This window comes from Sphaerisporangium rufum (assembly GCF_016863395.1).
Lineage (GTDB): Bacteria > Actinomycetota > Actinomycetes > Streptosporangiales > Streptosporangiaceae > Sphaerisporangium > Sphaerisporangium rufum.
The window spans coordinates 119,097-140,685 of sequence record NZ_BOOU01000012.1; the positions used below are offsets into that span (position 1 = coordinate 119,097).

Sequence of the window (21,589 nt, forward strand, 5' to 3'; positions counted from 1 at the left end):
TCAGCCGGCGGCCGGCCGGCCGTTGCGCGCCTGCCGCTGGCCCGCCGGCCGGGCGCCGACCAGGCCGCCGGACCGCTCCCGGGGCCGCAGCCAGTCGCCGAAGTCCTCGCCGGTGATCTCCTGAAGCAGCCGGATGTCGTCGGCGAAGTAGGGGATTAGCCGTTCCCGCTGCTCCCAGGTCAGCGGGCGGCGCGAGTCGCCGCGATGCTGGAGCAGCCGCTCCACCGCGGCGGCCGGCGCCGGCGGCAGCAGCCGGCGCGCCGACGACAGCAGCGCGTGCCGCACCCCGCCGTCCGGGTGCGCGGTGACGTTCTCCCGGGGCAGCTCGGTGAGCAGTCCCTGCCGCACTCCGAGGAACGCGCAGATCCGGTCCAGGGTGGCGGCGGGACGATCTACCAGGTCCCGGTAGCGGAACACCAGCACCTGCTCGCGCGGGAACAGGGCGTACAGCTCGCGGAGCTGCTCGCCGTACCGGCCGAGCCCCACGTAGTGCCAGAAGTGCGCCCAGCCGGCGGCGATCCGCTCCGGCTCGGCGGCACAGGCGCGCACCACGTCGCCGATCGGCTCCAGGCCGGCCGACCACAGGTGCGTCCAGTTGGAGTGGGCCCGCTCGACCGGGTCGCGAAGGATCACGATCAGCCGGGCGCGGGGGATCAGCTCCCGGACGCGGCGCCGGGCGCCCGCGTCGTACAGGTAGAACGGGGTGGCCTCGCCGGTCAGCGCGCCGGCCGGGGCCGGGTCGAACAGCGCTTCGTACTCCTCGCGCCGCCAGACGTGCTCCCGGTAGGTCTCGGCGTCCCCCGGACCGCCCCGGGCCGGCGGCGGCCCGTCGGTGAGGAAGAACTTGGGCTCCTTGATCCTGGACAGGTGGAGGTCCGGGTGCCGCTGCAGGGCGGCGTGCAGCGCCGTCGTTCCCGCCTTCGGGACGCCGGCGATCAGGAAGTCCGGTAGTGCCACGTTCATCCTCCCACTTCAGGGTCTAAGGACCCTTTACCTACCAGATATGGGGGATACTAGGCCTCCGGCTTCTGTGCGTCGATCGGGGGGAGTCCGCGTTACCGTCCACATCCGGCCATGTCCGAGCTTGACCGATATGCCAACGGGCTAGATGATGATTCCTACTTGTATAGTAGGAATCATCGGAAAGGGGAGCCCGTGCGCGCGCTTATCCTGCTCGGGCTGGTCGGCCTCGCGGCCCAGCTCGTCGACGGCAGCCTGGGGATGGCATATGGCGTCACCTCGACCACGCTGCTGCTCGCCATCGGCACCAACGCGGCGGCCGCCTCTGCCACCGTCCACCTGGCGGAAATCGGCACCACGCTCGCCTCGGGCATCTCCCACTGGCGCTTCGGCAACGTCGACTGGAAGGTCGTCGCCAAGATCGGCGTTCCCGGAGCCGTCGGCGCCTTCGCCGGCGCCACCTTCCTGTCCAGCCTGTCCACCGAGGTGGCGGCGCCGGTCATGTCCATCATCCTGCTGACGCTCGGCGTCTACATCCTCATCCGGTTCACCGCGTTCGGCCTGCCCCGCAGCAACCTGGGCAAGCCGCTGCGCCGCCGCTTCCTCGCCCCGCTCGGCCTGGTCGCCGGCTTCGTCGACGCGACCGGCGGCGGCGGATGGGGCCCGGTCGGCACCCCGGCCATCCTGGCCAGCGGCCGGCTGGCGCCGCGCAAGGTGATCGGGTCCGTCGACGCCAGCGAGTTCCTGGTCGCCATCGCCGCCAGCATCGGCTTCTTCGTCGGCATCGGCTCGGAGAACATCAACTTCGCCTGGGTCGCCGTCCTGCTGCTCGGTGGCGTCATCGCCGCGCCGATCGCCGCCTGGCTCGTCCGGCACATCCCGCCGCGCGTTCTCGGCTCCGCCGTCGGCGGGGTCATCGTGCTGACCAACGTGCGGACCTTGCTGCGCAGCGACTGGATCGACGCCCCGGGCGGCGTCCAGGCCACCGCCTACATCGTCATCGCGGCGATCTGGATCGCGGCCATCGTCTACTCGGTACGCGAGTACCGCCGGGACAAGGAGCGCGAGTCCGTCGAGGCGGTCGAGGCCGAGCTCGCCGCGCGCCGCACCGAGGAGACCACCCCCGCCTGAGCCTTCACTTCGCAACGGCACCGGCCCCGCGTCCTCGGTGGATGCGGGGCCGGTGCCATGCGGTTCGGATCAGGCCTGCGGAACGGGGTTGTAGCGGCGGAAGTCGACGATCCGGCCGCTGCCGCGGACGTCGTAGACGACCTCCAGGTCCACCGGGTGGCCGGCCAGGGCGGCGGCCTCCCGGGCCAGCCGGCGCAGCCGGCGGCGGCGCGTCCAGCCGAGCCAGTCGCGCGGGTCGTCCGGATCCGGCGAGCCGCTCCACACGCTGGCGCCCTGACCCCACCCGGTCGGATGCCCGCTCATGACCAGCGCCGAACACCGCACGTCCGGCACGTCCTGGACGACGATCGACCACGGCAGCCGGGTGGTGGCCGGGTTCTCCAGCCGGTGGTGGGCCAGCATGTCGTACAGGCCGTCCAGCAGGCCGCTCCAGGTGCTGCCGTCGTAGAACTGCGGGCTGGCGCCGAAACCGCCGCCGGCCGGGCAGGTGGCGGACACCGCGATGCGCACCGACCCCCGGATCGCCGCCCACGCCTCGCGCAGCGCCCCGCCGAGCACCTCGGCGACGTCCATGCCCGCGGCGGTGACCGGCACCACGAAGCCCCGCGCCACCGGGAAACCGACCCGCAGCGCGCGCGACAGCAGCGCCGCGCCGTCCCCGACGATCTGCGGATTCACCGAATGCGGGCCGCCCAGCGGGATCACCTCCGGTACGGCCGCGTCATCCCGGGCGGGCTCGTGTGCCAGGTGTCGCATGTCTCCTCCATCCAACCCGTTTCCACCCCTCGGTGATGGGTACGTGGACGGCGCGTGGAAGGCTCAGGCCGATTCTCCGCTGGCGCGCCCACACGAGCGTAACCTCGGGCCGGCCGTGCTCCGATCATCCGGAACATCCGCCGCCGGCCCCCGTTTCGCCGCCCCGGCCACCGAACCGGGGATTCACCAGGGGTGGGGAGCAGCGGCCGGCCACGCCGGTCAACCCTACCCTCGCGGTTATGTTTCTGTGACCTTTCGGCCGCGCGACGCCGGGCGCGCCAAGGCGACCGCCTGCTCGCCGGTCCGGCGAGCAGGCGGTCGCCGCCCTGTCTCAGTTCTTCAGCTGCCAGCCGCCGGACGCGGCCTCCTCCGACGAGAGGCAGGTCGCGACGGAGATGCCCTGGTGCACCTTCTTCCACAGGCCGTACCGGGGGGTGTACTTCTCCGAGCCGATCCGGTAGCACCGCACCGTCGCCCGGTAGTACCCCGTGCCGCTGGTGCAGTTCGCCCAGTACGAGTTCCCTTCGTACCGGCCGCTGCAGTTGGACGGCGTGGCGTGCGCGGCCGTCGCCGGGACCAGTACCGCCCCGGCGGCCAGCAACCCGCCGATCACCGCTGTCTTGACCGCCTTGGTCACTCCAGTCTTCATTCGCGCTCCCTCATCGATACCGGCACCACGGTGATCACGACCGGCCCTGACCCCTCCCGGACATGATCACCGTGGCGATGCCGGAACCATAAGGGAAACGATCTTGCCCGGCCATGTCTTTCAGCCTGGACTGAAACCCGCAGGTCAGGGCAGGATCAGCCGGCCGCCCGGCCCGCCTGCGGTCGGCTTCCTCGCCGCCGGCCCCGGCCGTCCCGCACCGGACATCAGGTGCCGGTGGGGCCACCGGTCTCCCGGAGCCGGCCGCCGGTCAGCTCCAGCCACCGGGCCACCCCGATCTCGGCCAGGAACCGCGCGTCGTGGCTGACCACCACGAAGGCCCCCTGGTAGGCGGCCAGCGCGCTCTCCAGCCGCCCCACGCTGACCAGGTCGAGGTTGTTGGTGGGCTCGTCCAGCAGCAGGAGCTGCGGCGGCGGCTCGGCGCACAGCACGCAGGCCAGCGTGGCCCGCAGCAACTCGCCCCCCGACAGCACCCGCACCGGCAGGTGCGCCCCCGCGCCGCGGAACAGGAAGCGGGCGAGCAGGTTCATCCGTTCCGCCTCCGGCAGCGCGGGGGCGAACGCCGCGAGGTTCTCCGCCACCGTACGCCCGGCGTCCAGCAGGTCCAGGCGCTGCCCGAGGTAGGCGATCCGGCCGCCGGCCCGCCGGGTGGTGCCATGGGCCGGCTGGAGGTCACCGGCGATCAAGCGCAGCAGGGTGGACTTGCCGGCGCCGTTGGCGCCGGTGAGCGCGATACGCTCCGGCCCGCGGATCTCCAGGTCGACGCCCGGTTCGGCGAACAGGCCGCGCATCCGCAGGCCCTCGCCGCGGAACAGGGTGCGCCCGGGGGGCACCGCGGTCCCCGGCAGCTCCAGCACGATCTTCCGGTCGTCGCGCAGTGCCCGCTCCGCCTCGTCCAGCCGCGCCCGGGCGTCGTCCACCCGGGCGGCGTGGGTGTGCCCCGCCCGCCCGGCCGACTCCTGGGCGCCGCGCTTGAGGCCGCCGGCGACGATCCGGGGGAGCCCGGCGCTCTTCAGGTTGCGGGCGGCGTTGCCGGCCCGGCGCTCGGCGCGTTCCCGGGCCTGCTGCATCTCGCGCTTCTCCCGCTTCAGTTCCTGCTCGGCGCCGCGGACGCTCCGCTCGGCGGCGTCCTGCTCGGCGCGCACCGCCTCCTGGTAGGCGGTGAAGTTCCCCCCGTAGGAGCGCAGCCCGCCCGGCTCCAGCTCGGCGATGCGGTCCATCCGGTCCAGCAGCGCCCGGTCGTGGCTGACCAGCAGCAGGCACCCCTTCCACTCGTCCAGAACCGCGGCGAGCCGGCGGCGGGCGTCCAGATCGAGATTGTTGGTCGGCTCGTCGAGCAGCAGCACGTCCGGGCGCCGCAGCAGCCGCCCGGCCAGGCCCAGCGAGACCACCTGGCCGCCGCTCAGCGTGCCCAGCCGGCGGTCGAAACCCAGGTCCGCCAGGCCGAGCCGGTCGAGCTGGGCGCGGGTGCGCTCCTCGATGTCCCAGTCGTCGCCGATCGTGGCGAAGTGTTCCTCGCGGGCGTCCCCGGACTCGATGGCGTCCAGCGCGGCGATCACCGGGGCGACACCGAGGACCTCGGCCACGGTCGGCTCCGCCGACAGCGGGAGGTCCTGCGGCAGGTAACCCAGCGCGCCGCCGACGGTGACGCCGCCGGCGGCCGGGCGGTACTCGCCGGCGATCAGCTTGAGCAGCGTGCTCTTGCCCGCGCCGTTCGGCGCGACCAGGCCGGTGCGGCCGCTCCCCACGGTGAAGGAGAGGTCGGTGAAGACCGGGGTGTCGTCCGGCCAGGAGAAGGAGAGGTGCGAGCAGACGATGAACGCGTCGGACATGTGGCGGGACCTCGGAGACGGTGCCCGGGCGCGGCGCGGCGCCCCGGAAGTGGACAGGGGGAACGACGGCGACGGCCACGCCGGCGGCGCGCACCGCGCCACGCCGGGGCCGATCGGTCTCCGGTATCACCCGGAGATGTCGTCGTCACCTGCCACGTCTGTCTCCCTGAACCACGATCGATGCGCCCTCCACCATAACACCGGCGCCGGACGCGGCGGGGGTGGTGATCACTCCGGTCAGCCTGGCCGCCGGGCGCGGCTGGCGTAAGGCCGTTTCGGCGACCGTCGCATCGATCGCGTGTTCGTCCCCGTGGAGACCGGCGACCTTCAGCAGCTCGGCGTGACCCTGGACGCTGAAGACGTCGAGCGCGCGACGTGCTCGATCTATGCTCGCCTGATGGGTCGTGCGGCGCCCGGCCGCCGGTGGTGCCGTCTGTGCTGGAGGGGCGATGTCGGACTGCGTCGAGGTGCACGTGACGGCGGGCGGCCGGGAGGAGGCCGACCGGATCTGCGCCGCGGTCGTCGAGCGGCGGGTGGCGGCGTGCGCGCAGGTGGTCGCGCCGATCACCTCCACCTACCGGTGGCAGGGCCGGGTGGAGCGGTCGGAGGAGTGGCTGCTGTTCATGAAGACCACCGCACAGCGGTTCGACGATCTGGCGGCCGTCGTGCGGGAGCTGCACTCCTACGACGTCCCGGAGATCGTCGCCATTCCGCTGGCCGGCGGCACCCCCGACTACCTGGACTGGATCAGGACCGAGACCTCCCCGGCCGCCCCCGAACGGTCGTGATCTCCCACCGGCGCCGGACGCGGGCGAACGCGATGGCGCCCGGGAGGCCGGGAGGCTGATTCACCGGCCGTTGTCTGGTGCGAATGTGACGGCGCGCATAGCATCGGGCTCGGCAAGGAGGGTGATCACGTGTCCCAGCCGGATACGGCCACGGCCCGGACCCCCGCGTGGCGGTACGCCATCGGCATGTTCGGCACCTCGATCCCGATCAACATGATCAAGGGATCGATGATCCTCTTCTATGTCGAGATCCTCGGGCTGGACGTGCGCGCCTACGGTGTGGTGATGGTGATCTACGCGGTCATCGACGCGGCCGACAACCCGCTGCTCGGGCACCTGTCGGACCGGGGGCGCAGCAGGTTCGGCCGGCGGCGGCCGTGGCTGGTCGCCGGCGCGCCGATGCTCGCGGCCTGCATGATCGCGTTCTTCTCCGCGCCGGACTCGCTGCACGGCGCCGGCCTGGTGCTGTGGTTCGCGGTGTTCGCCATCCTGTGCGAGGCCTTCGACTCGATGCTCAACGCCAACTACGGCGCGCTGCTCCCCGAGCTGTACCCGCGGGAGCGGGACCGCGCGGTGGCCAACGGCCTACGCCAGGGCTTCCAGCTGGTGGCACTGGTGATCTCGCTGGCGGTCACCCCGCTGCTCACCACCCAGGTGTTCGGCACCGAGCGGACCACCGAGGGCTTCCGCACCACGGCGATCATCTACGGGGTGATCGCGGTGGCCGTGATCGTCTTCATGGCGATCGGCGCCCGGGAGAACCCCCGCCACGCCACCCGGGAGCGGTCCCGGCTGCTGCCCAGCCTGTGGTCCATCCTGCGCAACCCGATGTTCTGGACGGTCGGCCTGACCGGCGCCTGCTACGGGATCGCGATGGCGCTGGTGCTCTCCGGCGTCCAGCTGTACGTCCGCCACTCGCTCGGGCTGCCGGTCGGAAACGCGCTCTACCTGCAGGGCGTCGTCATCGCCGTCTCCGCGGGCGGGCTGGTGCTGTGGACGCGGATCGCCGCCCGCCGCGGCGCGCTGTGGACCTGGCGGCTGGCCTTCGCGGTGCTGCCGGCCGGCTTCGTGGCGCTGTTCCTCGCCGGCGACCTGATCACCGCGATCGCCGCCGGGATCCTGCTCGGGGTCGGCTGGTCGGGGATGCTGGCGACCAACGACCTGATCGTCGCGCGGGTGCTGGACGCCGACGCCGCCCGCAACGGCGCGCACCGTGAAGGCCTCTTCCTGTCCGCGTTCGGGTTCTTCGGCCGGCTGAACGGGATCGTGACCGGGCTGGCGCTCACCTCGCTCGGCGTGTTCTTCGGCTACAACTCCGGCGACGACCCCGGTGCCGCGCCCGGGTTCGCGTTCCGGGTCTACCTGTGCGGCTACCCGTTCGTGCTGAGCGTGATCGGCGCGGTCGCCGCGCGGTTCGTCCGGGTGCCGCTCGAGCCGGCCGCCGCCGCGGCCGTCGGCAGCCGGTCGGACGCGGAGCCCGGCCGATGACCCGGCGGGTCGTCATCACCGCCGACGACCTGGGCCGGGAGCCCGCGACGACGGACGTCATCGCGGCGCTGCTCGCCGAGGGACGGGTCAGTGCGACGACCCTCATCTGCGTGTCGCCGGACGCGGCGCGGGCCGCGCGCCTGGTCGGCGCGCTCGGCGTCACGCCGCGGCTGCACGTGACGCTCACCGGCGAGAGCGGCCTGCCGCGCTGGCGGCCGCTGGCCGGCCCGGCGAGCCTGGCCGGCCCGGACGGAACCCTCACCGACGACCCGTTCGCCCTCGGCGCCCGGGGCGAGGCGCCGGACGTCATCCGCGAGGCGGACGCCCAGCTCGCCCGGCTGCGCGAGTACGGCGTGACCCCCGTGGCGGCCGACTCGCACGCCGGCACCCTGTACGGCCTGCACGGCAGGTCGTGGCTGGCCGAGACCCTCGAATGGTGCGCGCGCCACGGCCTGGCCTTCCGGCTGCCCCGGGACGCCGAGCCGTACGCCGGCGGGCCGCTGCCGCCGCCGCTCGCGGCGGCGCACGAGCGCGCGGTGGCGCTGGCCGACGCCCTCGGCGTCGCCATCCCGCAGACCATCGCGACCAACCGGAGCGGCGCGGGCGAACTCGGCGGCTACCGGCGGCTGCGCGACGACTACCTGCGCCGGCTCGCCGAGCTGCCCGAGGGCACCAGCGAGATCTTCCTGCACCCGTCCACCGCGGACGCGGCCGGCGAGCCGGACGGCATCGTCCGCGCCTGGGAGGCCCGGCTGCTGCGCGACCCGGTCTGGCACGCCGCGCTGGACCGGGAGGGCGTCGAGGTCGTCCCCGGCTGGTGGCCCTGACCTTCCGGAACCGCGTGCTGGACGGCCGCCGGTGACCCGGTCCAGGGACGCCGCCGGCACCGGGATCGCGGCCGGCGTGCGGAAATGGTCGGCGTCCTCGACGAAGAACATGGTCTGAAGCCGCTCGGCCGTGGCAGGAATTCCGGTGCGAATCCGGAACGTGGTGAGTAATCCACGTCCAGAAAAATTCCAGATTACTTCCAGTGCCGGCATCCAGGCTTCCCGGTGTCGGCTTCATTCGATTTCAGGGAGGTAGATATGTCCAGCAGCACATCGGAACTCGCGGCCGAGGTCTCCGGAAAGCTCGGGGCCGGGGTCGAGTTGAACCCCGCGGACTTCACCGTGGAGGCGCTGCCCGAGATGCCGATCGCGCTCCGCCAGATGGAGGCGTCGCGCCCGTAGGTCGTTCTCATCGCCCTGGAGCGGGTGCTTCAGGGCGATGAGCCCGTCCAGCCGGCCGTCACGATCACCGAACTCTTGGATCCCCATGTCTGACATCGCCGATCAGGTGCTGCGTATCGTTCCGACGGTCCGCCTGGTCCCGCCGCCGAGCATCTGGTCCACGGAACGCTGGTACGTGCTGAACATCGCCGCGCGCAGGGAGATCCTGCTGGGCGGCGCCGCGGTGCAGGTCCTGCTGAGCTTCTTGCGAGCCGGCTCGACCGAACAACGGGTCGGGGAGTTGAACCGATCCGCGGGGCTGGAGCCTGATGCCGGCCGGCTCATCGTCGAGCAGTTGGTGGCCGAGGGGTTGCTGGCGCCGGATGGTGGTGACCCCTGGCTCGAGAAGACCGAGCGGCGATGGCGCGACGCCGGATGGCAGGCCGCGTTCGACCACCACCTGCTCACCTACGACTATCCGTATCTGAACTATTCCGATTCGGAAGCGCCGGCCATCGATAAATCGATTATGGAGAAATTCGCCGTCGAGGGTTTCGACGTGAACCGATACAAGGAGTACGCGGGTTCGCCCGCTCTCCCCGTCGCGCGGACCGCTGACGCCCTCGAATGCCTCGCCCGGCCGTTCGCCGAGGCGTGGGACCGCCGGAACGGATCCGAATCCCTGCCGGTGGCCACCTGCGACGGACTCACGACGATGATCTCATCGAGCTTCGGGCAGCTCCGCTCGCGCAGGATCCGCTCGACGGTGCCGCGCGCACCGCTCGTTCGCAAGACGAGCCCGTCCGGTGGCTCCAGGCATCCGGTCGAGTGCTACGTGCTCGCGCGGCGGGTTCTCGGACTCGCGCCCGGGGCCTATCACTTCGCCGTGGGGACCTCCGAGCTGGAGCGGATCGGTGATCTCCCCGGCGATGACCGGCTCAGGTCGATGCTGCCAGGCCTGTGGCGGGCGCCTTTCGACCCGGCGGCCTTCGTCGTGGTGACGGGCCTGTGGGAACGCAACATGTATCGCTACCGCGAGCCACGGACGTTCCGCACCGTGTTCATGGACGCCGGTCATGCCGCGGCGACCATGGAGCTCTGCGGGCAGGCCCTCGACCTGCCGGTCTTCTGGCAGCACGGAGTCGACGACATCGCCGTGCACGGACTTTTCGGGCTGCGGACCGAAGGATTGGACGAAGGTGTGCTCTATGCGGCGGCAGTCGGCCGAGCATCGGCAGAACTCCCCTGAACACCCCGTACGGACCGCGCCGCGATGGGCGCCGGGCACGGTCGTCATACCCGGTGAGGACGGTAAGGCCACGGTGCGTAGCCCGTTCGCCGGCTCCGCCGCTCTCATGGGGCGGCACGCGCTGGTCTCGCTCGCGGCCGGCGCCGGCGACCCCTCGGGACTCGCGGTGCTGCGAGACTGCGGTCTCCTGCGGGCCGGCGCGATCGACGAGGACACCGGCCGCGGCCTCGCGCACTGGCACTCCCGTGGCTGGTCCCACGCGCTGAACACCTATCTGTGGTCGCGGCGCGCGTCCTTCCACGACGACGGGGAGGCCTACCGCGAGCGGCAGCGGGAGGCGCTCGACACGTTTCTCCGCGAGGACGGACCGCCGCCGCGTCCGCGCCGGGCGGCGACGCGGCCCCTGGCCCTGGCGGAGCCCGCGCCGCTTCCGAGGACGCCCGTCGGTGAGGTCCTGAGGAAGCGGGTGACCTCCCGTACGCTGCATCGCCGCCCGTTCGGTGACCAGCGGCTGTCCGACCTGCTGGGGCACGGCCTGGCCCGGGCGAGCCGCAACCGCGACCCGGACCCGGCGGATCCGCAACGGTTCCTGTTCAGTTACGGCGCCGCGTTCGACTACTACGTGGGCGTCTACGACGTCGCCGGGGTCGAACCCGGGATCCATCTCTACGACCCGTTCACGCACGCGCTCGACGATCTTGGAACGGTACGTGGCGAAGCCGAGACCCGTGCCGCGTGCAAGGAACTGTTCATCGGCCAGCGGCAGGTGGACACGGCCGCGGCGACGGTGTTCGTCGTGGCCGACTTCCCGCGCTACCAGTGGCGCTACCGGCACGAGCGGGGCCTGCGCAACCTCTACTTCGACTCGGCGCGAGTCGCCCAGGCCCTGATCCTGGTGGCGACCGCCTGCGGCCTGCAGACCTGGCTGACTCCGGCCGTCCGTGACTCGCTCGGCGAACGGCTCCTGCGGCTCACGCCGGTCGACCAGCAAGTACTCACCACCGTGACCGTCGCATGAAAGGCCAGGACAAGTGCTGAGATTCCACCGGGGCTGGGGACGCTTCCGGACACCGGAGGGCGGCGAGGTGTGGTCGCTGACCACCAACGAGCGCTTCGGAGTGAACGGCGACCCGCGGCTGGTCCAGCAGATCTTCGAGATGCTCGACCGAGGCGATGCCGCCGGGCCCGACGTCGAGCCGCCGGGCTCCGCCTCGCTCATCGAAGGGCTGCGCCGCATCGGCGCCGTCATCGACGACAACGATCAGCGGCCCGGTGTCGCCGACCCCGATGGGCGCTATGTCCATCAGAGCGAGTTCTTCTCGTTGTGGGAGACGCCGGAACTCTCCGGCGGCGCCATCCAGGACGCCCTGCGTGGTTCGACGGTGCTGATCGTCGGAGTCGGGGCGTTCGGCACCTGGATCGCCCTCAACTGCGCACGGATCGGCATCGGGACCATCATCCTCGTCGATCCCGACACGGTGGAGGCCACCAACCTGCCCCGGCAGGTCCTCTACCGGACCGCCGACGTCGGCCGGCCGAAGGTCGAGGTGGCCGCCGAGATGCTCGCCGTGTCCGACCCGTCGGTCAAGGTGGTGACTCATGATCGTCTGATCCGCGAGGTCGCCGATCTGGCCGACCTCGCCGCGCGCGCCGATCTGGTGTTCAACTCCTTCGGCTATCGGGTCGCCAACATCAGGGACATCATCGCCGAGACCTGCGTGCGTACCGGCACCCCCTCGCTGCTGTCAGGAGGCAGCACCCTGGGCCCGTTGTGCGTGCCGGGCAGGACCGCCTGCTACCAGTGCATGGTCGACGGCGACGGTGCGCTGGCCGGCACGATCGACAAGGCGGTGGCCAACCGGTGGCTACCGCCCCGGTCTCCCTTCGCCCCGCTGATCGCCGCCATGTCGTCGCTCGCGGTGTGGGAGGCCACCCGGTTCCTTACCGGCTGCTCGGCTCCGCTGACCGAGAACGCGGTCTGGTCGGTCGACCTGTTCAAGTACGAGATGACGCGCATCACCGGAGACCGGCGTCCGTCCTGCGCGGTCTGCGGAACCGGAAATGACCGCTGACACCACCGCCCGCAGGCAGGCCCTCCTGGCGACCGAACTCGACGGCGTGCGTGGCTGGCGCCCGGGAGGGTCGCTCTCCGAGCTCTTCGTGGGCATCGAACGCCGGACGCGGCGCGAGGTCGTGGTGAAGTTCCCCCGCGCGGATCTGGACGGTCCGTACTGGGGGCCGGCGTTCGCTCGCGAACGCGCCCTCACCGAGATGCTGACCGGTGGCGGTGCCGTCGTGCCGGTCTCCCGATCCCACCACCGGATGAAGGCCTGCTGGACCGCTCGGGCCGAGGGCCCGGGCCCGCTGATCACCCAGCGGTTCGGCACGGACCTCGGGACGTGGCGGGAGACCGCCGACGCCGAGCGGATCCAGCGGGTGTGGACCGCCCTGGTCGGCGCGGTCGCCCGGTTGCACGCCGCCGGCATCGTCCACCGCGACGTGCGGCCGGACAACGCCGTGACCGACGGCGAACGGGTCAGGCTGATCGATCTCACCTTCGCGCGCGAGGTCCACGGTCCCGCGCTGATCTCCCCGGAGCACGCCTTCTACCGGTATGCGCGCCCGCTGACCCACCGCCCGTTCGCCCCGCCGGAAGCCTTCCTCGGCATGTCGAGTTCACCGGACGCCTGGCGGCAGGCGGACGTGTACGCACTCGGCGTCAGCCTCCACGTGCTCTGGACGGGGTGTACGCCCGACCCGGTGGTGGCCGACGAGGAACTGCTCGACGACCTGACGGAGCTGTTCCTCCGGTGCGAGGACGTCGCCGCCCGGCGGCGGAACGCCACGGTGGTGCTGCGCGCCCTGGCGGAGAACCATCCGGTGCCTTCGCTGCATGGCGTGCCCGGGCCGGATGGCACGCCGCTGCCGGACGCGGTGTGCGACCTGGTCCAGACGATGCGCGCGATCCGGCCGGATCACCGCCCGGCGGCGTCAGCGGCCTGGGGAGCGCTCGGCCGGATGAGGGCGGACTCATGAACGTCCCGTCGTGGCTCCGGCCCGGCCTGTCCAGGCGCGCCGCGTTCGAGGTGATGCTGCTGGCGGTACGGACCTCGCCCCGGGCGGTCGCCGAACTGGCCGTGTGCACGGTTCTCGCCACCGCGATGCCCCCGCTGTTCGTGCTGGCCGGGGGGTGGGTGGCGTCGGACATCGCGGCCGGTGCCCCGGCCACGGCCGGCCTGGCGGTGCTCGTCGGCGCGTACTTCGGCGGGCAGATCCTGACACCGGTCCGGCAGACGCTCGCGGTCGTCCTGGCCCGCCGGGTGGAGCAGGCCGTCCGCAGCGAGACGCTCGCCCTGGTCAACCGGCCGGCCGGTATCGCCCACCTGCATGACGAGCGGTTCGTCGGCTCCTTGCGAGCCGCGCAGGTCGCCTCGTCGGGCTACTTCACCGTCGGCTCGGCGGTGCGCGGTCTCGCCGAGGTGTGCCCGGGACGGCTCAGCGCGGTGGTGACCGCCGTGATCCTGGCCCGGTACCTCTGGTGGGCGCCGATCGTGCTGGGCGGAGGCTGGCTCGTCTACCGCGCGGCCGTCCGGTCGCAGGTCCGGGCCGCGGTGGCCGGCCGGGAGTCCGGAGAGCACTCGGAGGCGGTGAGCCGGGCGGACTACCTGCGAGGTCTCCTCCTGGACAGCCGGCGATCGGCAGAGCTGATCTTGATGCCCGGGGCGAGGCCCTGGCTCGTCGGCCGGTTCGAGGACCGCTGGTCCGCGGTGAGCGCGGCCAAGGCCGGACGCGATCGCCGGGCGGCGGCACAGGTGTGGGCCGGGGCGGTGGTCGTCGGGGCTCATCTGCTGGTCGCCTGGGCCGCCGTCGACCAGGCACGGCAGGGGGAGTTCGGCGTCGCGGCGCTGCTGGTCGTCCTGCAGGCGATGGCCGGCATGGAGTCGCTGGGCTGGATCGGCCCGGAGTACCTAGTGGAGTACGGCGCTCCGGCGGCCGCCGAGGTGAGACGGCTGCCCGCCGTGCTCGACCGCACGCCCGACGTTCGCTCCGGGCCCCGGCCGGTCCCCGCCACCTTCCGGGCGATCACTGTGCGCCGCGTCGAATTCGGCTACCGGGACACCATGGTCCTGCATGGTGTCGACCTGGAGCTCAGGGCCGGCCGATCGCTGGCCGTGGTCGGTCTGAACGGCGCTGGGAAGAGCACTCTCGCCAGGCTGCTGACCGGTGCGCTGGATCCGGCGCGCGGCGCGCTGGAGATCGACGGCGTTCCGTTGACCGAGTTCGACCGGCGGGACTGGCTGTCTCGATGCGTGGTCGCCGATCAGGAGGTGATCCGCTATCCGCTCTCGCTGGCGGCCAATGTCGCGCCCGGCGAGGTGTCGCCCGACCTCGACCTGATCGAGAAGGCGCTGCGGGAGGCCGGTGCCGACGCCTTGCTGGACCGCCTCCCCGACGGGCTGGACACCCTGCTGCTCCCCGAGAGCGCGCACGGTGTCGACCTGTCCGGCGGCGAGTGGCAGCGGCTGGTCCTCGCCCGGATCCTCTACCGTCTCGGCTCGCTCGGGAACCGGTCCAGCCTGGTCATCCTCGACGAACCCACCGCGAGCATGGACGTGCGGGCCGAAGAGCGCTTCAACCAGAGGTTCGTCGAACTCGCGGCCTCCACCACCGCCGTGCTGATCAGCCACCGGCTGTCGACCGTCCGCCACGCCGACGAGATCGTCCTGCTGGGCCAGGGGCGCGTCATCGAGCAGGGAACCCACGACGAGCTCATGAGCGGCCCGACCCGGTACGCCCGGATGTTCGCCCGCCAGGCGGAGCGGTTCCGCGCCGCCAAGGAGGATGCCGATGACTAGCAGGTTCGCGCCGGTGTTGCTGCTCTTCAGGGCGGCGTGGCGGGCGTCGCCGCGCGACGTGGTGACCGTACTGGTCTGCGATCCCCTGGGACGGGTGGCCGAGCCGCTGGTCGCGGTCGGCGTCGGCGTGGCGGTGGCGGGAGTGTTGTCCGCAAGCCGGCCGCAGCAGATGCTCGGCGTGACGTTGTTCGTCACGGCCCTCCTGCTGATCCACGTGCTCGGTACATTCGGGATCGCCGGCCGGGTCCGGCTGGAGGCGGAGACCGCCCGGACGATCGACGGCTGGCTGATCCAGGCGATGCTCGGGCTGCGCACGGTCGACCCGCTCCAGGACGGCGTGCTGCGGGAACGCGTCGACCGCATCAGGTCCAGGGAGCGGGTGGACCTCACCGGGTCCGCGTTCGGCGGGCTGGTCCTGGTCCTCGGGGCCGTCCTCCAGTTCGGCCTGACGGTGGCGCTCCTGGCCGACGTCAGCCTCTGGCTCGTACTCATCCCCCTCCTGGCCGTACCCGCCCTGCACTGGAACGCCCGCGCGTTCGGCGCCGAGGACCGTGCGGACGAGAAGGCCGGGCCGCTCGTCTCGCGGGCCGGCGTCCTGGTGGAGCACCTCATGTCGCCCGCGGGCGGGCTGGCCGCACGAGCCGGTGGGGCCGGTGTCGGCCTCGTCCGCCGCGCCGAAGAGCTGTGGGACGAGGCCGCCCGCCACCGGGACCGGGGCGACCGGTCGGCGTTCGGGTGGACGATGGCGGGCACCGCGATCGTCTCCGCCTCGGTGGCCGCCGCGCTCGGCTGGACGGCCTGGGCCGCGGCGGCCGGCAGGCTCGGACTCCCGGACCTGGCGGTGGTGATCGCGCTCACCGGCCAGCTGGGCGTCGTGCTGGGCAACCTCATGCAGCAGACGACCAGGGCCCGCCGCCTGCTGCGGGTCGCCCGCGACCTCGACGGTGTGCTGGGTGAACTCCGGCGGCAGGGCGCGGCGCCGGCAGCGGGTACCGGTCGGCAGGCTCCCCCCGCCGGTGGGGCCTTGATCCTCTCCGGCTTGAGCTACACATACCCGGGCCGCGAGGTCGCCGCCGTCCGTGCGGTGGACCTCGAGATCCCGCCCGGCTCGGTGGTCGCGATGGTCGGGGAGAACGGCTCGGGAAAGACGACGCTGGTCAAGCTCATGACCGGTCTCCTCACCCCCGACTCCGGTGAGATCCAGCAGGGCGGGATGATCCTCACCGCCGGATCCCGGGCGGATTGGCAGCAAGGCGTGACCGCGCTCATGCAGGACTTCGGACGCTATGAGCTGACCGTCCGGGAAGGTGTCGCGCTCGGTGACGTCGAGGCCGCCGCCGAGCGGCCGGAGCTGCTTGCGGCCGCGTGCACCAAGGCCGGCCTCGACCCGGACGTCGAAAGGCTGCCGGCCGGACTGGACACCCAGACCGGGTCCCGCTGGTCGCACGGAGTGGACCTCTCCGGCGGCCAGTGGCAGAAGATCGCGCTGGCTCGCAGCCACCTGCGGCAGGACTGGCGGCTGTTCCTCATGGACGAGCCGAGCTCGGCACTCGACATCGAGGCGGAGGCCCGGCTGTTCGACCGGTTCCGGGAACTCACCGCGCAGTGCCGTGCCGGTGGAGGCGTGGCACTGTTCGTCAGCCACCGGCTCGCCGCCGCGGCCCGGGCCGATCTGATCGTCGTGCTGGACGACGGTGTCATCGCGCAGGTGGGCACGCCGGCGGAGCTGCGGAATCGCCCCGGGCCGTACCAGGAGCTGTCAGCGATCCAGGAGAGCAACTATGACCTCAGCGGCACACTCGACCCGGCCGCGACGTGATCCGGCCGCCCGCGCGCCGATCCCGCGCGGCGTGTTGTTCGGGCAGGCGACCAGAACCGGCCTGGCCCTCTCCCCGGACGGGCGGTCGCTGGCGTGGCTCGAGCGCCGGGACACCCACTGGCAGGCCCGGATGTCAACGATCGAGAACCTCGCCGCGGGCGGCCCGGGCACCTGGCTCACCGCGCTGCCGGGAGGCGTCGAAGATGTGAAGTGGGCGGCGGACGGCGCGCACCTGCTCCTCACCCGTGACCCGGATGGGGATGAGCGGACGCTGCTGTCGGCCGTCGCCATCGGCACCGGCTCTGTACATGATCTGACACCGCCGGGGGTCTCCGCGCGGCTGCTGGCCGTCTCCGCACGGCGACCGGGGCTGCTGCTCGCCGGTGTCGGCGGGCGGCTCGAACACCGCGAGATCGGCACCGGGGCCAGGCTGTCGGTACGGCCGAACCCGGGCTTCTTCCGATGGATCATCGACCACGCGTCGCTGGAGGCGCAGGGCGGCCTGCGGATGCGCGAGGACGGCGGCATCGACGTGTGCGCCCGGGTGGGGGACACCTGGCCGGTGGTCCTGTCCGTCGGTCACCAGGACGCCGCCGCGACGAGCCTGGCCCGTTCATCACCGGGCGGGCGGTACTTCTACCTTCTGACGTCGGCGGGGGCGGAGACGGCCCGGCTCGTCACGCTGGACACGCGGACCGGGCGGATCGTCGAGACCCTCGCCGAGGCCCCGGACGCGGACGTCTGCTCGGTCTGGTTCGACCCGATGAGCGGACGGCCCAGGGCGGCGGCGTTCTCCCGCGCGCGCAAGCAGACCGTGATGCTGGACCGGGACGCGGAGCCGGACGCGCACCGGCTCTGCCCGGACGCCGAGGCCGAGCTGACCTTCCTGGGTGGCAGCGACGACGACCGGCGCTGGCTCGGCATGGTGAGCAGGGCCGACCGGTCCCCCGAGTACCGGATCCTCGAACGGGCGGGCGGAGACGTCGTCCACCGCGTCGCGCAGCGCCCCGAGCTGGCCGAATTCGAGCTGGCCACCCCGGAGCCGTTCGAGTTCCTCTCCCGGGACGGACTGACCGTCCATGGCTACGCGACCTTCCCTCCGGCGGCGACCCGGGAAAGGCCGCTGCCCACCGTGCTTCTCGTGCACGGCGGTCCGTGGGAGCGGGACACCTGGCGATACGACGGGCTGGTCCAGCTGCTGGCCGACCGCGGCTACCTCTGCCTGCAGGTCAACTTCCGCGGATCCACCGGTTACGGGAAGGCGTTCCTCAACGCGGGGGACCGGGAGTGGGCCGGACTCATGCACCAGGACCTGGTCGACGCCGTCGGGCACGCCACCGCACGGCGCTGGGCGGATCCGGCGAACATCGCGATCATGGGGGCTTCGTACGGCGGCTACGCCGCACTGGTCGGCGCCGCGTTCACCCCTGACCTGTTCCGATGCGCCGTCGACCTGTGCGGGCCGGCGAACCTCGCCACGGTGATCTCCTCGATCCCGGCACACTGGACGGCGGCCCGGAGGTCGATGATCAGAAGGGTCGGGGACCCGGAGACCGAGCCCGGGTTCTGCTGGGAACGCTCGCCGCTCTCCCGGATCGGCGACATCAAGATCCCGCTGCTCATCGCGCATGGCGGGCGGGACATTCGCGTCCGGCGCGCGGAGAGCGAGGCGATGGTGGACGCCCTTCGGCAGCGGGGCGTCCCGCATCGGTACCTGCTCTATCCAGAGGAAGGGCACTTCTTCCGGTCCCGCGCCAACTGGATGCACCTCCTCACCCAGGTGGAGGAATTCCTTGCCGAACACCTCGGCGGGGTCGCCGAGGAACCCGGGCCCGAGAGCGACGGCGCCCTGGTCGCCTGACCCGCCGGCGCCCGCACCGCCGCCGCGGGCGGCCCGCACCCGACCGTCGCGGCCCGGCGGGCGCGTTGTCCGCGACGCGAATCCGGTGCGACGCCGGCCGGATAGCCGCGGCCGGGCCGCCCTCCTACGCTCCATGTCTGATCGCGCCGGCGCGATCGAGCCAAGAGGCGGCCGGGTGCCGCCGTCCGAGACGGGGACTGTCGCATGGGGATGCGCTTTCAGGTATTGGGTCCATTGCGGGCGTGGCGCGAGGAGCGCGAACTGGCCCTGGGGCCGCCCAAGCAGCGGATGGTCCTCGGGGCGTTGTTGCTGAACCCGTGCGGACGGGTCGGCACGGGTGAGATCTCCGCCCTCCTCTGGGGCGAATCCCCGCCACCGACGGCGGTCAACACCGTCCAGACCTACGTCAAGAGACTCCGCGGCCTGCTGCAGCCGGAGCGTCCCGCGCGGACCACCGCCGGCAGCATGCTCAGGAGGGTGCACGGTGGCTATTCGCTGATGCTGGACGCGGACAGCCTCGACCTGCTCCGGTTCCGGCACCTGCTGTCCACGGCCAAACTCGAAGGGTCGGGGGCGGTGCCCGCGGAGGCGCTCACCATGTTCCACGGGCTTCCGCTGGCGGACCTGAGCGACTATCCGAGGACCGAGGCCAATCTCGCGGCCGTCGAACAGGAACTGATCACGGCCATGGTCGCCGCGGCCCGGACACCCGACCGCCATGACCGCGCCGCGTTGATCACCGGCCTGGAGGTCATGGTCCGCCACCACCCGTTGAACGAACCACTCCACGCCGCTTTGATGCGCGTCTACAGCCATGGGGGAAGGCAGGCCGAAGCGCTGGTGGTCTTCGACCAGATCCGGCGCCGGCTCGGCGACGAACTCGGCGCCGATCCCGGTGAGGAGCTTCGTCGCGCGAACCTGGCGGCGCTGACCCGGGGTCCGGTCGTGGCGTCCGCCGGATCGCGCCCCGAGTTCGCCGAGATCCTCGCCGCGCTCGTCGACGCGTCCGAGCGGGCGCTGGCCTACCTCGACGACCGCGCGTCCTGAGCGGTGATCCGTGCCCGGCGGCCGGTCAGGAGTCACGGCACGGTGCCGAGGACCTGTCCCGGCACTCCGCGGGCCGCCACCGTGGTCCGACCGCCCGGAAGACCTCCCGAAAGAAGTGAGACATGGCTCCGGTTGTTCCGCTCGCCGTCCAGACGAGATCACGATTGGTCTCGGCGATGGACCGGGCCCTACCCGCCGAGCACACGGGGGCCGATCCCCAGGTGCGCCGCTCGGACCGGGCCGACCTGCAGGCCAACGGACTGCTGGCGATCGCGGGGAAACTGCGTACCCACCCGCGTGCCGTGGCGGAGAAGGTGGTCGCGTCCCTCGACGGAGCCGATCTCATCGCCTCCTGCGAGGTGTCGGGACCGGGATTCGTCAACCTGACCCTGGCCGACTCCGCGCTGCTGGGGCAGGTCGAAGCCCGGCTCGCCGACGACCGCCTGGGGATCCCCCGCTCGCTCGCCGGCACGACCGTCATCGACTACTCCCAGCCCAACATCGCCAAGGAGATGCACGTCGGGCATCTGAGGTCGACCATCATCGGCGACTCGATCGCGCGGATCCTGGGCTTCCTGGGCGAGGATGTGATCCGGCAGAACCATCTGGGCGACTGGGGGACCCAGTTCGGGATGCTGATCCAGCACCTCGCCGAGTCCGGCGGGGAATGGCGGCGGGAGAACGGTTCGGCCGCGGGCTCCCTGTCGCGCCTCAACCGGCTCTACCAGGACTCCCGGGCCAGGTTCGACTCCGACGAGGAGTTCGCCGAGCGGGCCCGCGGCCGGGTCGTCGCACTCCAGGCCGGGGACGCCGGGACGCTGCGGTCCTGGCAGGAGATCGTCGCCGAGTCCAAGCTGTACTTCGACGAGGTGTACGAACGGCTCGGCGTGCTGCTCACCGATGATGACGCGGTCGGGGAGAGCTTCTACAACCCCTTCCTCGCCGAGGTCGCGGACGAGCTGGAGAAGGCGGGCGTGGCCGTGAACAGTGACGGTGCCCTGTGCGTCTTCTTCGAAGACATCGCGGGCCAGAGCGGCGAGCCCCTGCCGCTCATCATCCGCAAGAGGGACGGCGGATTCGGATACGCCGCCACCGACCTGGCCGCCATCCGTCATCGCGTCGGCACCCTCGCCGCACGGCGGATCCTCTACGTCGTCGACGTCCGCCAGGCGCTGCACTTCCGGATGGTCTTCGAAACCGCCAGGCGCATCGGCTGGCTGCCCGGGGAGGTCGACGCGGTCCACCTCGCGTTCGGCACCGTGCTCGGCAAGGACGGCAAGCCGTTCAAAACGCGTTCGGGACGGACCGTCCGGCTCATCTCGCTGCTGGACGAGGCGGTCGACCGGGCGCGGCTCGTGGTGAAGGAGAAGAGTCACGACCTCGCGCCCGGCGGGCTGGACACCACCGCCACGGTCGTCGGCATCGGCGCGGTCAAGTACGCGGACCTGGCCACCAGCAGGGCGAAGGACTACGTATTCGACGTGGACCGCATGGTCTCCCTGCACGGGAACACGGGCGTCTACCTGCAGTACGCGCACGCCAGGACGCGTTCGATCCTCCGCAAGGCGGGATCCCCCCTCACGGCGCGGGCCCGCGTGCACCGGGACCTCGCACTCGAACCCGCCGAGCGTGCGCTGGCGCTCAAGCTCGACGATTTCGAGCCGGCGCTGACCGAGGTGGCGCACACCTACGAGCCGCACCGGCTCTGCGTCTACCTCTTCGAACTCGCCCAGTCCTTCACGTCCTTCTTCGAGACCTGCCCCGTGCTGAAGGCACCCGATCCGGAGATCAGGGACAACCGTCTCATGCTCTGCCGGCTCACCGGCGACACGCTCAGGATCGGCCTCGGCCTCCTCGGGCTCGCCGCCCCCGACCGGCTCTAGGCGGGGCGGCATGGCCACCGGCCCGCTCCAGGCGATGCGGGGTG

Annotated in this window: 18 protein-coding genes; 14 read left to right on the top strand and 4 right to left on the bottom strand. The window is 72.2% G+C overall.

The features are described from left to right. A complete protein-coding gene (locus Sru01_RS04175) occupies positions 1–963 on the bottom strand; it encodes a sulfotransferase family protein (protein WP_239136880.1) in 963 nt (320 codons plus the stop codon). 192 nt (positions 964–1,155) lie between these two features. Here Sru01_RS04175 and Sru01_RS04180 point away from each other — a divergent pair, with 192 nt between their 5' ends. Further along, a complete protein-coding gene (locus Sru01_RS04180) occupies positions 1,156–2,091 on the top strand; it encodes a sulfite exporter TauE/SafE family protein (protein WP_203982495.1) in 936 nt (311 codons plus the stop codon). A 69-nt stretch (positions 2,092–2,160) separates the two neighbouring features. Here the strand turns inward: Sru01_RS04180 and Sru01_RS04185 are convergent, their stop codons facing one another. From Sru01_RS04185 to Sru01_RS04195, 3 genes are all read right to left on the bottom strand, one after another. Beyond that, positions 2,161–2,847, bottom strand: coding sequence for a hypothetical protein (locus Sru01_RS04185; protein WP_203982496.1), 687 nt, complete (start codon positions 2,845–2,847; stop codon positions 2,161–2,163). A 331-nt stretch (positions 2,848–3,178) separates the two neighbouring features. Next, positions 3,179–3,496, bottom strand: coding sequence for a hypothetical protein (locus Sru01_RS04190; RefSeq protein ID WP_203982497.1), 318 nt, complete (start codon positions 3,494–3,496; stop codon positions 3,179–3,181). A 224-nt stretch (positions 3,497–3,720) separates the two neighbouring features. Next, on the bottom strand, positions 3,721–5,346 hold the full coding sequence (locus Sru01_RS04195) for an ABC-F family ATP-binding cassette domain-containing protein (RefSeq protein ID WP_203982498.1): 1,626 nt from the start codon (positions 5,344–5,346) through the stop codon (positions 3,721–3,723). A 449-nt stretch (positions 5,347–5,795) separates the two neighbouring features. Here Sru01_RS04195 and cutA point away from each other — a divergent pair, with 449 nt between their 5' ends. From cutA to argS, 13 genes are all read left to right on the top strand, one after another. Further along, entirely contained in the window at positions 5,796–6,134 is a 339-nt protein-coding gene (gene cutA, locus Sru01_RS04200) for a divalent-cation tolerance protein CutA (RefSeq protein WP_203982499.1), read from the top strand. Between the two features lie 129 nt (positions 6,135–6,263). Further along, complete coding sequence (locus Sru01_RS04205; RefSeq protein WP_239136882.1) at positions 6,264–7,622, top strand: MFS transporter; 1,359 nt, start codon at positions 6,264–6,266, stop codon at positions 7,620–7,622. Next, positions 7,619–8,449 carry a carbohydrate deacetylase gene (locus Sru01_RS04210; RefSeq protein ID WP_203982500.1) on the top strand — a complete coding sequence of 277 codons (831 nt, stop codon included), beginning with the start codon at positions 7,619–7,621 and terminating at the stop codon, positions 8,447–8,449. The genes Sru01_RS04205 and Sru01_RS04210 overlap by 4 nt, the downstream gene beginning before the upstream one ends. 258 nt (positions 8,450–8,707) lie before the next feature. Continuing rightward, positions 8,708–8,851, top strand: coding sequence for a hypothetical protein (locus tag Sru01_RS04215; RefSeq protein WP_203982501.1), 144 nt, complete (start codon positions 8,708–8,710; stop codon positions 8,849–8,851). Positions 8,852–8,936: 85 nt separating this feature from the next. Next, positions 8,937–10,079 (top strand): SagB/ThcOx family dehydrogenase, encoded by a 1,143-nt coding sequence (locus Sru01_RS04220; RefSeq protein WP_203982502.1) that lies wholly within the window; start codon positions 8,937–8,939, stop codon positions 10,077–10,079. 73 nt (positions 10,080–10,152) lie between these two features. After that, the gene (locus Sru01_RS04225) at positions 10,153–11,097 is read left to right on the top strand and encodes a SagB/ThcOx family dehydrogenase (protein WP_203982503.1); all 945 of its coding nucleotides are present in this window, start codon (positions 10,153–10,155) and stop codon (positions 11,095–11,097) included. 13 nt (positions 11,098–11,110) lie between these two features. After that, entirely contained in the window at positions 11,111–12,151 is a 1,041-nt protein-coding gene (locus Sru01_RS04230; protein WP_203982504.1) for a HesA/MoeB/ThiF family protein, read from the top strand. After that, positions 12,141–13,115, top strand: coding sequence for a protein kinase domain-containing protein (locus Sru01_RS04235; protein ID WP_203982505.1), 975 nt, complete (start codon positions 12,141–12,143; stop codon positions 13,113–13,115). Before Sru01_RS04230 ends, Sru01_RS04235 begins: the two co-directional genes overlap by 11 nt. Beyond that, positions 13,112–14,935 (top strand): ABC transporter ATP-binding protein, encoded by a 1,824-nt coding sequence (locus Sru01_RS04240; RefSeq protein WP_203982506.1) that lies wholly within the window; start codon positions 13,112–13,114, stop codon positions 14,933–14,935. Before Sru01_RS04235 ends, Sru01_RS04240 begins: the two co-directional genes overlap by 4 nt. Next, positions 14,928–16,754, top strand: coding sequence for an ATP-binding cassette domain-containing protein (locus Sru01_RS04245; protein WP_203982507.1), 1,827 nt, complete (start codon positions 14,928–14,930; stop codon positions 16,752–16,754). The genes Sru01_RS04240 and Sru01_RS04245 overlap by 8 nt, the downstream gene beginning before the upstream one ends. Continuing rightward, a complete protein-coding gene (locus tag Sru01_RS04250; protein WP_203982508.1) occupies positions 16,717–18,615 on the top strand; it encodes a S9 family peptidase in 1,899 nt (632 codons plus the stop codon). The genes Sru01_RS04245 and Sru01_RS04250 overlap by 38 nt, the downstream gene beginning before the upstream one ends. 204 nt (positions 18,616–18,819) lie before the next feature. Beyond that, complete coding sequence (locus Sru01_RS04255) at positions 18,820–19,662, top strand: AfsR/SARP family transcriptional regulator (protein WP_203982509.1); 843 nt, start codon at positions 18,820–18,822, stop codon at positions 19,660–19,662. A 122-nt stretch (positions 19,663–19,784) separates the two neighbouring features. Then, the gene (gene argS / locus Sru01_RS04260) at positions 19,785–21,545 is read left to right on the top strand and encodes an arginine--tRNA ligase (protein WP_203982510.1); all 1,761 of its coding nucleotides are present in this window, start codon (positions 19,785–19,787) and stop codon (positions 21,543–21,545) included. The last annotated feature ends 44 nt before the right edge of the window (positions 21,546–21,589 follow it).

What these genes read in the sequence shown, in the direction of transcription:
- Sru01_RS04175 (WP_239136880.1), bottom strand. Translation starts at nt 963, where the DNA reads ATGAACGTGGCACTACCGGACTTCCTGATCGCCGGCGTCCCGAAGGCG.
- Sru01_RS04220 (WP_203982502.1), top strand. Translation starts at nt 8,937, where the DNA reads ATGTCTGACATCGCCGATCAGGTGCTGCGTATCGTTCCGACGGTCCGC.
- Sru01_RS04195 (WP_203982498.1), bottom strand. Translation starts at nt 5,346, where the DNA reads ATGTCCGACGCGTTCATCGTCTGCTCGCACCTCTCCTTCTCCTGGCCG.
- Sru01_RS04185 (WP_203982496.1), bottom strand. Translation starts at nt 2,847, where the DNA reads ATGCGACACCTGGCACACGAGCCCGCCCGGGATGACGCGGCCGTACCG.
- Sru01_RS04210 (WP_203982500.1), top strand. Translation starts at nt 7,619, where the DNA reads ATGACCCGGCGGGTCGTCATCACCGCCGACGACCTGGGCCGGGAGCCC.
- Sru01_RS04255 (WP_203982509.1), top strand. Translation starts at nt 18,820, where the DNA reads ATGGGGATGCGCTTTCAGGTATTGGGTCCATTGCGGGCGTGGCGCGAG.
- Sru01_RS04215 (WP_203982501.1), top strand. Translation starts at nt 8,708, where the DNA reads ATGTCCAGCAGCACATCGGAACTCGCGGCCGAGGTCTCCGGAAAGCTC.
- Sru01_RS04235 (WP_203982505.1), top strand. Translation starts at nt 12,141, where the DNA reads ATGACCGCTGACACCACCGCCCGCAGGCAGGCCCTCCTGGCGACCGAA.
- argS (WP_203982510.1), top strand. Translation starts at nt 19,785, where the DNA reads ATGGCTCCGGTTGTTCCGCTCGCCGTCCAGACGAGATCACGATTGGTC.
- cutA (WP_203982499.1), top strand. Translation starts at nt 5,796, where the DNA reads ATGTCGGACTGCGTCGAGGTGCACGTGACGGCGGGCGGCCGGGAGGAG.
- Sru01_RS04190 (WP_203982497.1), bottom strand. Translation starts at nt 3,496, where the DNA reads ATGAAGACTGGAGTGACCAAGGCGGTCAAGACAGCGGTGATCGGCGGG.
- Sru01_RS04240 (WP_203982506.1), top strand. Translation starts at nt 13,112, where the DNA reads ATGAACGTCCCGTCGTGGCTCCGGCCCGGCCTGTCCAGGCGCGCCGCG.
- Sru01_RS04250 (WP_203982508.1), top strand. Translation starts at nt 16,717, where the DNA reads ATGACCTCAGCGGCACACTCGACCCGGCCGCGACGTGATCCGGCCGCC.
- Sru01_RS04245 (WP_203982507.1), top strand. Translation starts at nt 14,928, where the DNA reads ATGACTAGCAGGTTCGCGCCGGTGTTGCTGCTCTTCAGGGCGGCGTGG.